Source organism: Halorhabdus utahensis DSM 12940 (assembly GCF_000023945.1).
GTDB lineage: Archaea > Halobacteriota > Halobacteria > Halobacteriales > Haloarculaceae > Halorhabdus > Halorhabdus utahensis.
This window is the reverse complement of record NC_013158.1, coordinates 1,549,282-1,561,607: the sequence shown is the minus strand read 5'-3', so window position 1 is coordinate 1,561,607 and position 12,326 is coordinate 1,549,282. Positions and strand designations below refer to the sequence as shown.

Genomic DNA, 12,326 nt, shown 5'->3' with positions numbered 1-12,326 from the left:
CTCGGACTGAAAGGTCCGGGTATGCAGGCAGGACTCATCATCCTCGACGGCTGGGGACTCAACGACGACGAGGACGCCCGTGACGCGGTCAAAGCCGCGGACACGCCGAACTTCGACGCGTACTGGGACGCGGGCGCACACAACCGACTGGACGCCTCGGGCCGACGCGTCGGCCTGCCGGAGGGACAGATGGGCAACAGCGAGGTCGGCCACCTCAACATCGGGGCCGGCCGCGTGGTCAAGCAGGACACGACGCGCATCACCGACGATATCGAGGACGGCACGTTCTTCGAGAACGAGAACCTCCTCGCCGCGATGGACTACGCCAAAGACAACGACGGCCAGGTCCACTTCATGGGCCTGGTCAGCGACGGCGGGGTCCACTCCCGACAGACCCACCTCCACGCGCTGATCGAGATGGCCGCCGACAACGACGTCGAGGCGGTCACCCACGCCTTCATGGACGGTCGGGACACCTCGCCGACCGGCGGCGCGGACTACCTCCGGGAACTCCAGGGCGTCATCGACGAGGAAGGTACCGGCGACGTCGCGACCGTGACGGGTCGGTATCACGCGATGGACCGCGACCAGAACTGGGAGCGCACGAAGAAGGCCTACGACGCGATCGTCCACCGCGAGGCCGAGTTCGAAGCGCCAGACCCGGTGACGGCCACCGAGGAGTCCTACGACCGGGACACCACCGACGAGTTCATCGAGCCGACGCTGATCGAGGGCGGCGCGGCACTCGAAGACGGCGACGCGGTCATCTTCTTCAATTTCCGGTCGGATCGGGCCCGCCAGCTCACCCGGCTGCTCAACTCCATCGACCCGGACTGGGACTTCGACACCTCGCCGCCGGAGACCCACTACGTGACGATGACGCAGTACGACGAGACGTTCGACCTCCCCGTGGCCTACCCGCCCAACCAGCCTGCGAACACACTGGGTGAAGTCGTCTCGGCGGCCGGCGGCACCCAGTTGCGCCTCGCGGAATCGGAGAAGTACCCCCACGTCACGTACTTCCTCAACGGCGGCCGCGAGGTCAAGTTCGACGGCGAACTCCGGGAGATCGTCGAGAGCCCGGACGTGCCGACCTACGACGAACAGCCCGAGATGAGTGCTGCAGGCGTCACTGACACTGCCATCCAGTTCATCGAGAGCGAGTCGCAGAGCGACCCGGAACAGTCGAGCGGCGACCAGCCGCGAGACAGCGACGATCCCGACCTGCTGGTGCTCAACTACGCCAACCCCGACATGGTCGGCCACACCGGCGACTTCGACGCCACAGTCGCGGCCGTCGAGGCCGTCGACGAACAGCTGGGGCGGTTGATCGACGCGGTCCAGACAGCCGGTGCGGACGTCCTCATCACCGCCGACCACGGTAACGCCGACGACCTCGGGACAGTCGAGGATCCCCATACGGCCCACACGCTCAACGATGTCCCGATCGTCTACCTCACGAGCGAGGGCGACGAGGGCGGGCGCTCCGTGCGCTCCGGTGGCTCGCTGTGTGACATCGCGCCGACGCTGCTGGAACTGCTCGACGTCGAAAAGCCCGCCGAGATGACTGGCGAGTCGCTACTCGAATAGTTCGGACCGGAACTCCGCGTTACGTTCTCAGTTGCCCGACGAGAGTTGTCTTCCGGATCCCGTCTCCCGATGCCAGGAAGTTTATAGGCGTTCAGAACCCACTTTCGGCTACTATGAGACATCCAGGCCTGAAGTTCAGGATGGCCGTCGTCGGGTCGATCCTGTTCGGCTTCTACGCCGTGGTGGCGCTCGCCCTGTATGCCGCCTTCGGCGGTGGGACCACCATCCTCGCGGTGATCCTGCTTGGCAGCGTCGGCTTCGTCGGCGTCCAGTACAAGATCGGCAAGTGGGCCGCCCTCAGGAGTGTCGGGGCCGAAGACATGCCCGAGGACGACCCCCGATTCCGGGAGATCCACCGTTCGATCGAGCGGATGAGCGACGAAATGGGCATCGACAAGCCCCGCGTGATGGTCGCCGAGATGGGCGTCCCCAACGCCTTCGCCGTCGGGCGGAAGAAGGCCGGTGTCGTGGTCGTCTCCGCAGAGCTCATCCACATGCTCGACCACGAGGAACTCGAGGGCGTCCTCGCCCACGAACTCGCCCACATCCGGAATCGCGACGTGATCATGATGGTCATCGGCCAGGGGATCGCCTCGATCGTCGCGCTGGTCGCACAGTTCGCCGTCCTCTTTGCGGGCGACAACGACTTCGGCGACTTCATCATGGCGATGGTCGTCGGGAACATCGTCCAGTTCATCGTGATGATCTTCGTGATGGCGATCTCACGCTACCGGGAGTACGTCGCCGACAGTGACGCCGCCGAAATCACGGGCGGCGAACCCCTTGCACGCGCGCTCGAAAAGATCAACTCGGCCGATCACAGCCGGAGCCGGATCGACGAACAGGCCAGCGCGCTCTGTATCAAGGGCGAGGAACGCAGCCTGCTCTCGAAGATCTTCTCGACGCACCCGCCGACCGAAAAGCGGATTCAGAAGCTCCGGGCCTAGTCCTCGCCGAGTTCGTCGAGCCGCACCGCTTCCTGGCGTCGTCCGTCGTCTTCCTCGAGGAGCCACGCGAACACGGGCACGTACGCGAGCCAGGCCAGGAGGTAGCCCGCTCCGACGAGGACGTTTCCTGCGCCCATGCCGCCGTAGATCCCGTCGACCGTCCCGATCAGGACCACGACGATGGCGAGAAACGCGACCCCCGGTCGGTCGAGCCAGTCGTAGCCGACGCCGATCAGCGACCCGAGCACGTAACAGAACGCATAACGACCGGCCGCAACGAGGGCGACGTTCGCCCAGAACAGCAACTCGACCGGCACGTCGAAGTCACTCTCCAGGCCGGCAAGCAGGAGTCGCACCGACCGGTAGAACGCCTCGCCGTGGGTCAGCATGACAACGGCGGTGAGGACAACTGTCAGCGCGCCGACGACGCGGCCGGCAACGACGCCAACGCTGCCCGGATCAGTTCGATTGACCATCGCTGCTGGGTCGGACTTGACGCCCCCGCTACTCGAACGTGACCGCCGTCCCGTAGGCGATGACCTCCGAACCGCCGTTGGCGATCTCGGAACTCTCCAGGCGGACGTTCACGACGGCGTCGGCCCCCATCGAACGGGCGTCCTCTGCCATTCGTTCTAAAGCCTCGTCGCGGGCGTCGGTCAGCAACTCGGAGTAGGCTTTCAACTCGCCGCCGGTGATGTTGCGGATGCTCTGGGTGATATCCCGCCCGACGTTGCGGGCCTTGACGGTGTTGCCGCGGGCGATGCCGAGCGAGTCGTTGATCTCTTCGCCTGGGACTGTCTCGGTTGTGACGAACTCCATATCCGGACATCTGTTGGATGCCTACTAAAACCTGGAGCCGGACTTCACGTCGAGAAGCGCCCGTCTCCCGCCGAACCACTACAAAAACAGCGCCGGGATCGTCTGCCGGAAGATGTTCAGCGAGATCACAAACAGCAGCGCGATCACGAACCAGTTGAACCGCCGCTCGTCGATCTCCAGCCGCCGGAGGTAGGTTCCGACGAACAACCCGACGAGCGTCACGACGGCGATGACCGAGCCCAGCCACAGCCGGTAGGGCGTCATGAGATCGGTGAACAGCGCCATCTGGAGGATCCGGACTGTAAATATCGCACCCAGCACCATCGAGAGCCCGCCGATGTAGCGCTCCGTGTCGCGCTCGAAGGTGTGGAAGTAGGCGGGCAGCAGCGGCCCGAGGTTCGCCACCGCCAGCAGGAACCCCTCCAGCGCGCCGGCGACGCTCATCGCAACAGGGTGATGAGCCTTCTCGACGGTCACGAAGCCCTGACCGAGCTGGAAGAGCACGTACCCGAAGACGACCACCCCGATCAGGAACGGCACGAGCGGGCCGGTCTCGACCGCGTCGAGGACGGCCACGCCGACGACTGCACCGATGATTGCCAGCACGAGCAGGACCCACTCCTCGCGGATGAAGGTCATGCCAGTGTCAGTCTCGCCGACCTGGAACATGTTGAGCATCCACGGCGGGATCGCCAGCACGACGACCGCGAGCGTCGGGTCGATCACCGACGCGAAGATGGGCGTCGCGATCAGCGCGTAGCCGAACCCGATCATGCCCTTGATCGCGCCGGCGAGGACCGCGACGCCGACGAAGAGGGCCAGGATCTCCGCCGAGACGTCCGACTGCAGCCCGCTGGTCATCCCCTCGACGCCGGGGAAGAAGACGATCGACCCGGCGATCACCGACAGCGTCGCCAATGCCATCGTCACCTCCCGGTACCGGAAGGCCCGGAGGTGTTCGAGAAACGCTACCGGATCGACGTGCGACTCGTTCGTCCCCATCGGTCAGTACTTCGATTACTGCCCGCGGCCGGATGTGGCTTGAGACGACGGAAAGGGTGACACCAAAGACCGGTCACCCGGATTTGCTCGAATCCGGGGTAATTGCCTCTCTCCGGCCCGTATACAACTAATTGCTCGATCAACTCCGCTCATAGAAACAGGAGAAATCTGCCGAAACGGCCGGGGGTGGACGGTCCAGCCAGCCGGATGCGGGGGCGTTTTGGTGGTGGCCGTCGAAGTCCCCGGTATGTCCGACGACGAGCCTGCTGTCCCGATCGTCTGTGACGAGTGTGAGACCACCGCCGAGATCCCGCTGTCGGATCTCGCCGACCAACTCGACGCACACAACGAACGGATGCACGACGGCGAGTCGGTCGCCGAAGTCGATCCCGACGTGGCCGACCAGCTCGCGGACCTGATCGCCGACGAACTCGGCCTGCTTGAGGGCTAGTCAGTCGTTGCCGTCCGAAACGACAGATCCAGTGCGTCGGCGGAGTGCGTCAGCGATCCCATCGAGATCACGTCGACACCAGTCTTCGCGTATGCGGGCACCGTCTCGATTGTGATCCCGCCGCTGGCTTCCGTGAGCACGTCGTCGTGACCGTTCGCGGCGAGCGCCTCGACAGCCTGCTCGCAGTCACCGGGCGACATATTGTCCAGCAGGACGATGTCGGCCCCGGCGTCGGCGGCCCGCGGGGCGTCTTCGGGTTCCTCCACCTCGACTTCCACCTGCGTCGCGAAGGAGGTCCGTTCCGCGACGTGTTCGACTGCGCCTTCCAGCCCCATCTCGGCGACGTGGTTGTCCTTAACCATCGCCATGTGCGAGAGGTCCAGCCGGTGAGTGTCACCGCCGCCCGCCACGACTGCGCGCTTCTCGACCCCCCGCAGGCCGGGCGTCGTCTTCCGGGTCCCGGCGATGGCCACGTCGTCGCTCACTTCTCGGGTAACGTCGACTGCCTTGCGGGTCTTCGTCGCGATCCCCGATGCGTGGGCGGCGACGTTGACCGCCGGTCGCTCGCCGCGGAGGACATCCCGGGTCGGCCCGGCGACGGAAAGCAGCACGTCACCCGATTCTATCGGCGTGCCGTCGTCGACGGCCGATTCGACCGCACAGTCCAGGTACTCGAAGACGGCGGTCGCGGCGTCGATCCCGGCCGCGATACCCCTTTCTTTCGCGACGAGTCGGCCCCCGGTCTCGCCGGGCAGGTGGTTGGTCACGTCGTGGTGGCCGACGTCCTCGCGAAGCCACTGCTCGACCTGTCCGTCGGTGATCATGGCGTTTCGACGGTCGCCTCGTCGTCGGTGCTCGTCCCATCGTCGGAGACGAGATTGTGCGTGCCGACGCTTTCGTCGTTTGCGGCCGCGGCGCGAGCGATCAGGAGGGCGACGACGCTGGCGTTCCGGAGTTCGTACAGCGACCGGGAGGTCCGCGTCCGGACGTAGGCGTCGACCTCGCCCTTGAGTCGCCGGAGGACCCCGAGTGCTCGCTCCAATTCGTCGGGATCGCGCTCGATGCCGACGTACTCGCCCATCACCCGCCGGAGTCGGGTGAACTTCTCGCGGGCGAAGGAGTCGGGTAGCGCCGGATCGCGGTCGTCCAGGTCGGGGACGTCCATCGGCGCAGGGTCGCGACCGGTGGCGTCCGCGCCGGCCCGGAGTCCCCAGACCAACCCCTCGAGCAGGCTGGTGCTCGCCAGGCGGTTGGCGCCGTGGACTCCCGTGTGGGCGCACTCGCCGACGGCGTAGAGACCATCGAGCGAGGTCCGACCCCACTCGTCGACAGCGACTCCGCCACAGAGGAAGTGCTGGGCGGGCCTGACGGGGATCCCCGTCTCCCAGTCGATCCCGCGCCGTTCGCACTGCTCGACGAGGTCCGGGAACCGCTCTTCGAAGTCGATATCCGAAACGTCGAGGAACACTTCGCCGCTGACTTCGCGTTCGTTTTTGACCGCCCGCGCGACCACGTCCCGCGGCGCGAGTTCGGCGTCCTCGTCGTAGGCGGGCATGAACCGCTCGCCGTAGGCGTTCCGGAGGGTCGCGCCCTCGCCGCGGACGGCCTCGCTGATGAGCAGCGTCCCGCTCTCGTCGACGTGGGCCGTCGGGTGGAACTGGACGAACTCCATGTCGGCGACGTCCGCACCGGCCAGCGCTGCCATGGCGATGCCGTCGCCGGTCGAACCCGCGGGATTGGTCGAGTCGGGATAGAGGTCGCCGACGCCGCCGGTCGCCAGCACGGTCGCGCCGGCGAAGACCGGCCGGACCTCGCCGCTTGATTCGAGGTACGCACCGCGGACCTCGCCCTCGTGGGTGATGAGATCCAGCGCGGCGGTGTCGTCGAGCACGCGAATGTCCGGGTGGTCGTCGACGAATGCGAGGAAGCGTTCGAGGACGTACGAACCCGTCGAGGCGTCGACGTGGAGGATGCGGTCCGCGTCGTGGGCGGCCTCCTTCCCGAAGTCGAAGTCCTCGCCGCCACGTTCGGCCACCGCGTCATCGCTTCCGTCCGCGGTATCGAAGGGGACCGACAGCGTCTCGACGAGAACGTCCCGGACGGCTTCGTTCGCGTTCTCGACCAGGACGTCCGCTGCCTCGGGATCGGCCGTACCGGCGGATGCGTCGATGATGTCCTGTTTGAACTGCTTAGGGTCGTCACGCGAAATGGCGATGCCGCCCTGGGCCCACCACGTCGAGGCGTCCTCGGGCCGGCGGGCTTTCGTCGCGAGGATCACTTCCGCATCACTTCTCGCGGTTTCACCGCTCGCTCGTTCCGAGGTCTCCCGCTGGTCGACCTCGCGGCTCACGGTTTCACCGCTCGCTCGTTCCGAGGTCTCCCGCTGGTCGACCTCGCGGCTCACGGTTTCACCGCTCGCTCGTTCCGAGGTCTCCCGCTGGTCGACCTCGCGGCTCACGGTTTCACCGCTCGCTCGTTCCGAGGTCTCCCGCTGGTCGACCTCGCGGCTCACGGTTTCACCGCTCGCTCGTTCCGAGGTCTCCCGCTGGTCGACCTCGCGGCTCACGGTTTCACCGCTCGCCCGGTTCGAGCTCTCGCCTTGCTCGACCTCGCGGGCCGCGGCAAGTGCGGCCGCACAGCCGGCAATGCCGCCGCCGACGATCAGCACCTCGGTTGATTCTGCTTCAGTCATAGTTCAGAGTTCGAGCATGCGATCGAGTGCGGTTGCCGCGCGATCCGCCGTCGCCGGGTCCACGTTGATGACGTTCTGCTCGCGACCCTCGACGAGCTCTTCGAGCACCCACAGCAGGTAGTTGGGGTCGATCTGGCGCATCGCGTTGCAGTCCATACAGGCGTCGCCACACAGCGGAACGACCTCGACCTCGGGGTGCCAGCGATCGAGGTGGTTGGCGAGGTGGATCTCGGTCCCGATTGCCCAGGTCTCACCGGGATCCGCGTTCTCGACTGCTTGTGTGATGTCGGCCGTCGACCCGACGCGATCCGCGGCTTCGACGACTTCCCTCCGACACTCGGGGTGGACGATCACCTTCGCGTCGGGGTGGTCCTCGCGCAACTCCTCGACGTGTTCGGCCCGGAATCGCTCGTGGACCTGGCAATAGCCTTCCCAGAGGATGATGTCGTTCGCCCGGATCGCCTCGGGCTCGGTGTCGTCGGCCCAGGGGTCCCAGACGAGCGTGTCGTCTTCGAGACCGAGGTCGTAGGCGGTGTTCGTTCCGAGGTGCTTATCGGGCAAAAAGAGGATCTTCTCGCCGCGCTCAAGGGCCCACTCGAAGGCGTCGGCGGCGTTCGAGGAGGTACAGACCAGCCCGCCGTGTTCGGCACAGAAGGCTTTGAGGTCCGCATACGAGTTCATATAGCAGATCGGGATGACGTCGTCGTCGGTCGCCGCCGTGAGCTTTGCCCACGCCGAATCGACCTGGAGCGCCTCGGCCATGCCGGCCATCGGACACGAAGCCTCCATGCTCGGGAGGATGACCTGCTGGTCGTCGTCGGTGATGATATCGGCCGATTCGGCCATGAAGGTCACACCGCCGAAGATGACGTACTCGGCGTCGGAGTTGGCGGCCTCCGTGCTCAGCTGGTAGGAGTCGCCGATGAAGTCGGCGTGTTCGACGATCTCCCGGCGCTGGTAGTTGTGGCCAAGGATGACGACGTCGTCGCCGAGTTCCGCCAGCGCCGTGTCGATCCGGCGCTCCCGTTGATCGGCGTCGAGATCCCGGTAGGCCGGGGGCAACTGTGACAGATTGTCGTATTTGAACAGGCTGAGATCCGTGTCCAGATCAGCCGTTTGCATGTCGGGCACAGTGGGTCACCGTGTGTTTCGTCTATTCAGTACTCCATATTGAAAAATATTTGTATTCAAAGATCGGATAGCATCGACATATTATGCAGTAATTGCCGGAACAGGAGCGAACAATCTATTAGACGGAGCGACGGTTGTCGCGTCGTCACTCCATGCCCAGGACTGTCGCGAACACCCAGTAGAGGCCGTAGCCGACGCCGACCGAACTCGCGAGCGTCAGCAGCCAGAAGCCGACGGTGACGCCGATCTTCCGGCGGGAGACGCCGGCGGACCCGGCCGCGAGCCCGCCGCCGATCACCCCCGAGATGACGATGTTGTTGAACGAGATCGGGATTCCCAGCGCGATCGCCACCTGGGCGATGATGAACCCCGGAACCAGAGCGGCGATCGACCGGCGCGCGCCGAGCTGGGCGTACTCTCTGGAGGTGGCCTGCAGGAGTCGCGGGGCACCCATCCACGCACCGGCCAGGATCCCAACGGCACCGATTCCCAGGAGAACGAGCGTGGGCAGTTCAAGCCTGGTGACGAACAGCGTCTCCAGGGGCCCGGTCGCGAGGCCGACCTGGCTCCCGCCGGAGGAGAAGGCGACCACGCTACCGAGCGCCACCAGGAAGGTCCGAATCCCCCGTTCGGCGGACGCTTGGGTCCGCCGTCGGATCGCGAGGAACCCGAGTGCGCCGAACGCGAGAGTGACGACCCCCCTGACGAGCGGGTCGGGCAGTCCGACGAGCGACGAGGCGAATCCCGCAAGCGAGTTCTGGGCTGCGTCGCCCGGGATGATCCCCAGTTCGATGTTCGCGACGATGCCGGAGACGACGCCCGCGAGCAGCGGCACGCCGACCGTTTCGGGGATGTCGTCCCGGCGGAGGATCGTCGCGGTCCCGTAGGCGAGCCCACCCGAAACAGGCGGGACAAGTGCCCAGAACAGCGCGAGTTCCTGGTACTTCGCGATGGCGGGGTCGCCACCTAACGAGATCCCCACGCCGACCATCGCCCCGGTGGTGGCGAAGGCTGCTGGGACGGGATAGCCCGAGTACACACCGAAGGCCATGAACCCCGCCGCCGTGAGTAGTCCCGCCGTCGCCGCAAGCGGCGTGATCTGAACGCCGAGAATGAGATCTCTGCCGACGGTCTCGGAGATGGAGCCGCCCTGTAAGAGTGCCCCGAGCGCCGCGAGGATGCCGACCAGAAAGGCCGCCCGCATCGTCGAAATGGCGTTGGCTCCGATCGCAGGGGCGAACGGCGGCGAGTTCGAGTTTGCACCCAGCGCCCACGCCATTCCCACACACGTCACCGTTGCCAGAACCGGAAGTAGCCAGAAACTCAGTGCCACCGTGGGCTCACCTCCGGATCGACCCGGCCCTGCTCCTCACGATTCCATCCAACCATTCTTGGAAATTTTTCGACTCACTCACGTGTAAGCGTTGTGTCGGTCCGGGCACTTTGGGGTACGGCTGTGGTCGATCGCCGGTATTCTTTTCAGGTTACCGAACAATCCTTCACCCATGGACGACCGCGAGGTCGACGTTTCGACAGCCGGCGAGAACATCGAGGGCCAACAGCCTGAGCCGGAACCCGAGTCGGTCACTGACGAGACGACGACCCACGACGAGGGCGTCGAGCTGGAGCGGACGATCGGGCTGGTCGGCGGGCTGGCGATCGGTATCGGGACGATGATCGGCGCGGGGATCTTCGTCTTCCCCGGCCTCGCCGCCCACGAGGCCGGCCCGGCAGCCGCACTCTCCTTTGGGATCGGCGGCGTGATCGCCTTGCTGGTCGCGCTCCCGGCCTCGGAACTCGCGACCGCCATGCCACGCAGTGGCGGTGGGTATTACTTCATCTCCCGCTCGCTGGGGACGGCCGGCGGCGCAATCGTCGGCCTCGGCCTGTGGCTGGGGCTGGTCTTCGCCGCCGCGTTCTACCTCGTCGGCCTGGGGCACTACGTCGTCGCCGTCTTCGCGGAGGTCGGTATCTCCCTCTCGCTCGGGCCACTGGCGCCACACGTCGTCCTGGGGCTGCTCTTCGGGGCCGCCCTCACCGCACTCAGCGTCGCCGGCACCGAGCGGACGGCGGCTCTCCAGAACATCATCGTCGTCGTGTTGCTGGTCATTCTGACGGGCGTGCTCACGTTCGGCATCCTTGACGCGATGGGCGTCTTCGGACGCCAGAGCGTCCCCGATGCGTTCTTCTCGAAGGGGTACTCCCCGGTACTCAGGACCGCCGCGCTCGTGTTCACCTCGTATCTGGGCTTCGCCCAGGTCGCGACGGTTGCCGGCGAGATCAAGCGCCCGAGTCGAAACCTGCCCCTGGCGATGGTCGGCTCGGTGATCATCGTCACCGTCTTCTACGCGGTGACGATTTTCGTCGCGACGAGCACCTTTGGCGCGGAGCGACTGGGCACCTTCGGCGAGACGGCGATGGTCAACGTGGGGCGGGACTTACTCGGGCTGCCCGGCGCAGTGTTGATCCTCGTCGCCGGCTTGCTGGCGACCTTCTCCAGCGCCAACGCCTCGATCCTGAGCGCGTCCCGATCGATCTACGCGCTGAGCCGCGACGCCTTGCTCCCGAAGAAGGCCAGCGAGATCAACCTCAAATACGGCACGCCACACGTCGCGCTGGCGATGGCCGGCGGCCCGATCCTGGTGCTCGTGGCGACCGACAGCGTCGAGATCCTCGCGGAGGTGGCCTCCTTCCTCCATCTGGTGATGTACGCGCTGATCTGCGTGGCTCTTCTGGTGTTGCGGCGACGCGATCCGGACTGGTACGACCCGGACTTCCGGATGCCGGGCGCGCCAGTCCTGCCGGCGATCGGCGGCGTCGCGAGCGTCGCGCTGATCGCGTTCATGAACGGCGCATCGATCGCCATCGGCGTCGTGATCATGGTGCTGTCCTACGGGTGGTACCGCTACTACGCCGACGACGTGCGACTCAAAGGAGACATCTGACATGACCCGACCATCAGTACTCGTCCCGATCCGCGTGCTCGAAGGTGAATCGCTCCCGGAGGGGGTGCCCGACCTCCTCTCGAACGCCCACGTCGTCCTGCTGGGGTATCACGTCATCCCCGGCCAGACGGCCCCCGGCCAGGCCCGGATGCAGTTCGAGGACCGCGCCCTCGACCGCCTCGAAGAGTTCGAGCAGGCACTGTCCGACGCGGGGGCCACTGTCGAACACCGACTGGTGTTCACCCACGACGCCCAGCAGACGCTCGACCGCCAGATCGCCGAGAACGACTGCCTGGCCGCGCTCGTGCCCCGCGCCCTTGCGGACCTCGAAGACGTGCTCGTCGCCGTTCGGGGCACCGTCGGCATCGACCGACTGGCACGCGTGGTCGCGGGGCTGTTCGCCGACCGGGACATCGACGTCACGCTCTATCACGTGACGGGCGAGGACGAAACCGACGAAGACGTCGACGTCCTGCTGGATGGACTCACCGACCGCCTGGCCGACGAGGACGTCGATCCCGCCCGGATCAAGACGCGGGTCGACCGGGACGTGAAACCGGTCGATGCCATCGCCGAACTCGCCGAGGACTATGACTGCGTGATCATGGGCGAGTCCGACCCGACGCTGTCGACGTTCGTTTTCGGGATGCCCGCCGACCAGATCGCCGAGCGGTTCCTCGGCCCCGTCCTGGTCGTCCAGCGGGAACCGAGGGAGTGACGGTCGTCGCTCGCGTGTTCACCGTCGGCAC

General features: G+C 66.1%; 12 protein-coding genes. 5 read left to right on the top strand and 7 right to left on the bottom strand.

Going from position 1 to position 12,326, the window contains the following annotated elements:
* Positions 1 to 21 precede the first annotated feature (21 nt).
* Positions 22 to 1,590 (top strand): 2,3-bisphosphoglycerate-independent phosphoglycerate mutase, encoded by a 1,569-nt coding sequence (gene gpmI / locus HUTA_RS07740; RefSeq protein WP_015789336.1) that lies wholly within the window; start codon positions 22 to 24, stop codon positions 1,588 to 1,590.
* Positions 1,591 to 1,730: 140 nt separating this feature from the next.
* Complete coding sequence (locus HUTA_RS07735; RefSeq protein ID WP_015789335.1) at positions 1,731 to 2,537, top strand: M48 family metallopeptidase; 807 nt, start codon at positions 1,731 to 1,733, stop codon at positions 2,535 to 2,537.
* Here HUTA_RS07735 and HUTA_RS07730 read toward each other — a convergent pair.
* The 3 genes from HUTA_RS07730 to HUTA_RS07720 all read right to left on the bottom strand — a co-directional run bounded on the left by HUTA_RS07730 (position 2,534) and on the right by HUTA_RS07720 (position 4,358).
* Positions 2,534 to 3,013, bottom strand: a complete 480-nt coding sequence (locus HUTA_RS07730; protein WP_015789334.1) for a hypothetical protein — start codon at positions 3,011 to 3,013, stop codon at positions 2,534 to 2,536. The two genes, HUTA_RS07735 and HUTA_RS07730, sit on opposite strands and share 4 nt — an antisense overlap.
* A gap of 28 nt (positions 3,014 to 3,041) precedes the next feature.
* Positions 3,042 to 3,356, bottom strand: a complete 315-nt coding sequence (locus tag HUTA_RS07725) for a YbjQ family protein (protein WP_015789333.1) — start codon at positions 3,354 to 3,356, stop codon at positions 3,042 to 3,044.
* A gap of 78 nt (positions 3,357 to 3,434) precedes the next feature.
* The gene (locus HUTA_RS07720) at positions 3,435 to 4,358 is read right to left on the bottom strand and encodes a sulfite exporter TauE/SafE family protein (RefSeq protein WP_015789332.1); all 924 of its coding nucleotides are present in this window, start codon (positions 4,356 to 4,358) and stop codon (positions 3,435 to 3,437) included.
* A 247-nt stretch (positions 4,359 to 4,605) separates the two neighbouring features.
* On the opposite strand from HUTA_RS07720, the gene HUTA_RS07715 reads away from it, so the two are divergent.
* Complete coding sequence (locus HUTA_RS07715) at positions 4,606 to 4,809, top strand: hypothetical protein (protein WP_049941240.1); 204 nt, start codon at positions 4,606 to 4,608, stop codon at positions 4,807 to 4,809.
* Here the strand turns inward: HUTA_RS07715 and nadC are convergent.
* From nadC to HUTA_RS07695, 4 genes are all read right to left on the bottom strand, one after another.
* Positions 4,806 to 5,633 (bottom strand): carboxylating nicotinate-nucleotide diphosphorylase, encoded by an 828-nt coding sequence (gene nadC, locus HUTA_RS07710; protein WP_015789330.1) that lies wholly within the window; start codon positions 5,631 to 5,633, stop codon positions 4,806 to 4,808. The genes HUTA_RS07715 and nadC overlap by 4 nt on opposite strands.
* Positions 5,630 to 7,159 (bottom strand): L-aspartate oxidase, encoded by a 1,530-nt coding sequence (locus tag HUTA_RS07705; RefSeq protein ID WP_143920421.1) that lies wholly within the window; start codon positions 7,157 to 7,159, stop codon positions 5,630 to 5,632. The genes nadC and HUTA_RS07705 overlap by 4 nt, the downstream gene beginning before the upstream one ends.
* Positions 7,160 to 7,504: 345 nt before the next feature.
* Positions 7,505 to 8,623, bottom strand: coding sequence for a quinolinate synthase NadA (gene nadA, locus HUTA_RS07700; protein ID WP_015789328.1), 1,119 nt, complete (start codon positions 8,621 to 8,623; stop codon positions 7,505 to 7,507).
* A 154-nt stretch (positions 8,624 to 8,777) separates the two neighbouring features.
* Complete coding sequence (locus tag HUTA_RS07695; protein WP_049941239.1) at positions 8,778 to 9,911, bottom strand: inorganic phosphate transporter; 1,134 nt, start codon at positions 9,909 to 9,911, stop codon at positions 8,778 to 8,780.
* A 226-nt stretch (positions 9,912 to 10,137) separates the two neighbouring features.
* On the opposite strand from HUTA_RS07695, the gene HUTA_RS07690 reads away from it, so the two are divergent.
* Together HUTA_RS07690 and HUTA_RS07685 are read left to right on the top strand one after the other, a co-directional pair.
* Entirely contained in the window at positions 10,138 to 11,577 is a 1,440-nt protein-coding gene (locus tag HUTA_RS07690; RefSeq protein ID WP_015789326.1) for an APC family permease, read from the top strand.
* A gap of 1 nt (position 11,578) precedes the next feature.
* Positions 11,579 to 12,295: a universal stress protein gene (locus HUTA_RS07685; protein ID WP_015789325.1), complete on the top strand. Its 717-nt coding sequence runs from the start codon at positions 11,579 to 11,581 to the stop codon at positions 12,293 to 12,295.
* The last annotated feature ends 31 nt before the right edge of the window (positions 12,296 to 12,326 follow it).

Coding starts and splice junctions, on each gene's coding strand:
- gpmI (WP_015789336.1), top strand. CDS start 22: ATGCAGGCAGGACTCATCATCCTCGACGGCTGGGGACTCAACGACGAC.
- HUTA_RS07735 (WP_015789335.1), top strand. CDS start 1,731: ATGGCCGTCGTCGGGTCGATCCTGTTCGGCTTCTACGCCGTGGTGGCG.
- HUTA_RS07730 (WP_015789334.1), bottom strand. CDS start 3,013: ATGGTCAATCGAACTGATCCGGGCAGCGTTGGCGTCGTTGCCGGCCGC.
- HUTA_RS07725 (WP_015789333.1), bottom strand. CDS start 3,356: ATGGAGTTCGTCACAACCGAGACAGTCCCAGGCGAAGAGATCAACGAC.
- HUTA_RS07720 (WP_015789332.1), bottom strand. CDS start 4,358: ATGGGGACGAACGAGTCGCACGTCGATCCGGTAGCGTTTCTCGAACAC.
- HUTA_RS07715 (WP_049941240.1), top strand. CDS start 4,606: ATGTCCGACGACGAGCCTGCTGTCCCGATCGTCTGTGACGAGTGTGAG.
- nadC (WP_015789330.1), bottom strand. CDS start 5,633: ATGATCACCGACGGACAGGTCGAGCAGTGGCTTCGCGAGGACGTCGGC.
- nadA (WP_015789328.1), bottom strand. CDS start 8,623: ATGCAAACGGCTGATCTGGACACGGATCTCAGCCTGTTCAAATACGAC.
- HUTA_RS07695 (WP_049941239.1), bottom strand. CDS start 9,911: ATGGCGTGGGCGCTGGGTGCAAACTCGAACTCGCCGCCGTTCGCCCCT.
- HUTA_RS07690 (WP_015789326.1), top strand. CDS start 10,138: ATGGACGACCGCGAGGTCGACGTTTCGACAGCCGGCGAGAACATCGAG.
- HUTA_RS07685 (WP_015789325.1), top strand. CDS start 11,579: ATGACCCGACCATCAGTACTCGTCCCGATCCGCGTGCTCGAAGGTGAA.